We start from the raw sequence: 2,626 nt of genomic DNA on the forward strand, positions 1-2,626 counted from the left end.
GCAAAGACGCCAAGGTGGCCGCAGCTTACACTCGGCTTTTGCTGAAATTTTTGGGGAAGGTCCTGATTAATAAGTCTGTTGACATTTTAAAATAGTCCCTATCTCTATATATGTTATCTGTATTTCTTGAAATGAATTATGGTTTAGGCTATGGCCGTTAATCGTGGAAATGCCCTGCGTCGACTAAGGCGCCCCTAGGACTCCGTCGCCGCGACTTTGTCTTGGCCCTAAGTTGAGAAGAGGACAATTCCATGAGTAACCGGATAATCATTTTTGACACCACCCTGCGCGACGGCGAACAATCGCCGGGGGCGTCGATGGACCTTGAGGAAAAGCTGCGCATCGCCAAGACCCTGGAAGGAATGGGGGTCGATATCATCGAAGCCGGCTTCCCGATTGCCTCGGACGGTGATTTCGCGGCGGTGCGCGAGATCGCCAACACGATCATCAACTCGACCGTCTGCGGACTGGCCCGCGCCGTCGCCAAGGATATCGAACGCTGCGCCGAAGCCGTCAGGAAGGCCGAACGCGGACGCATTCACACCTTTATTTCGACCAGTCCGCTGCACATGAAGCACAAGTTGCAGATGGCGCCTGATCAGGTCCATCAGGCGGTTATCGACAGCGTCACTCTGGCCCGAAATTTATGCGGCGATGTCGAATGGTCGGCTGAGGACGGCTCGCGCACCGAGCACGACTTCCTGTGCCGTTGCGTGGAAAGCGCCATCAAAGCCGGGGCCGGGACCATAAATATCCCCGACACCGTGGGCTACGCCCTGCCGGATGAGTACGCGGCGCTGATCGCCATGCTGTTTTCGCGGGTGCCCAACATCGACAAGGCGGTAATCTCGGTGCATTGTCATAATGACCTGGGCCTAGCGGTGGCCAACTCGCTGGCGGCGGTCCGGTCCGGCGCCCGTCAGGTGGAATGCACCATCAACGGCATCGGCGAACGCGCCGGCAACGCCGCCCTGGAAGAGGTGGTCATGGCTCTGCGCACCCGCCATGACCTGATGCCGTTCCACTCGGCAATCAAGACCGAGCATATCATGAAGGCCTCGCGGCTGGTCTCCTCGATTACCGGCTTCGCCGTGCAGCCCAACAAGGCTGTCGTCGGCGCCAACGCCTTTGCCCATGAGTCGGGCATCCATCAGGACGGCATGTTGAAGAACGCCGAAACCTACGAGATCATGACCCCTGAATCGGTGGGGTTGAACGAGTCCAGGCTGGTCATGGGCAAGCACTCGGGACGCCATGCCTTCGCCGTGAAGCTGAAGGATATGGGCTATGACCTCGGCGCCGGCGCCATAACCGACGCTTTCAGGCGTTTCAAGGATCTGGCCGACAAGAAAAAGGAGATTTTCGACGATGACATCATCGCCCTGGTCGATGACGAGGTATTGCGCGTCAACGACCGTATGCGGATGATTTCATTGGAGATAAAGTGCGGCACCAAACACCGCCCGCCGACAGCCGAGTTGAGCCTGCTGATCGACGGCAAGCTCAAGGAATGCTCGTCCGTCGGCAGCGGTCCCGTTGACGCCGCCTTTAACTGCATCAAGGAGCTGTTTCCTCATGAGGCGGTGTTGCGGCTCTATCAGGTTCACGCCGTTACCGAAGGAACCGACGCCCAGGCCGAGGTAACCGTGCGTCTGGAACTTGACGGAAAGTCGGTCAACGGGCTGGGCGCCGACACCGATACCATGGTGGCCTCGGTCAAGGCGTATGTTAATGCGTTAAACAAAATTATCGGCAAATGAAGATAAATCGTCTTTGCCGGCGCTTTCGGCTTAGGGCCAAGACTCATTAAATTCATGAATTCTGCGCGAAGCAGAAAAGGCGGCCCGGCTATGAAAAGGCCGAAAAGCGTAGTATTTGCTACGGTTGAGGCCTTTGAAGACGTCCGGTCGCCTTTTCTGCCGCGCCCGAGAAGGGTGACATCAGAATGACCGAATGGGCGGCGGAAAATCGGCTCGCCGGGGGCTTTTAAGCCCGCCTTCGCCGATTCTCCTTGCCCCTCGGTCATTTTGATGTCACAGAATTTCACGATTTTAATGGGTTTTGGCCCTAGCCCTGAGCGCGACAATTTTTTATAAAGGGACTGCTTTTGATCGGGAATAAGGTGCAGGGCTAATGTTTTCCAGACTCTTCGGCTTTCTGTCAGCCGACATGGCGATCGATTTGGGAACGGCGAACACCCTTGTCTATGTGAAGGGCAGGGGGATCGTGCTCAACGAGCCGTCGGTCGTCGCCATCGCCGATATCAAGGGCAAAAAGCATGTGCTCGCCGTCGGCGAGGAAGCCAAGCAGATGCTCGGCCGCACGCCGGGAAATATCAACGCCATCCGTCCCTTGCGTGACGGCGTTATCGCCGACTTCGAAGTCGCCGAGGAAATGATCAAGTACTTTATCCGCAAGGTCCACAATCGGCGCAGTTTCGCCAGCCCCATGGTTATCATCTGCGTACCCTCCGGCTCCACCGCCGTTGAACGCCGGGCCATCCAGGAATCGGCGGAGAGCGCCGGCGCCAGGCGCGTCTTCCTGATCGAGGAACCGATGGCGGCGGCTATCGGGGCCGGATTGCCGGTAACCGAGCCTACCGGCTCGATGGTGGTTGATATCGGCG

Annotated in this window: 1 protein-coding gene and 1 pseudogene (1 of these 2 only partly in view); both read left to right on the forward strand. The window is 57.6% G+C overall.

The window, feature by feature from the left end; all coding sequences use genetic code 11:
- The first annotated feature begins 251 nt into the window (after nucleotides 1-251).
- Nucleotides 252-1,760, forward strand: a complete 1,509-nt coding sequence (locus A3H92_09890) for a 2-isopropylmalate synthase (GenBank protein ID OHC73633.1) — start codon at nucleotides 252-254, stop codon at nucleotides 1,758-1,760.
- Nucleotides 1,761-2,133: 373 nt separating this feature from the next.
- A pseudogene (locus A3H92_09895) lies at nucleotides 2,134-2,626 on the forward strand (rod shape-determining protein) (it continues 539 nt past the right edge of the window).

Source organism: Rhodospirillales bacterium RIFCSPLOWO2_02_FULL_58_16, assembly GCA_001830425.1.
In the GTDB taxonomy this organism is placed as follows: Bacteria; Pseudomonadota; Alphaproteobacteria; order Rhodospirillales; family 2-02-FULL-58-16; genus 2-02-FULL-58-16.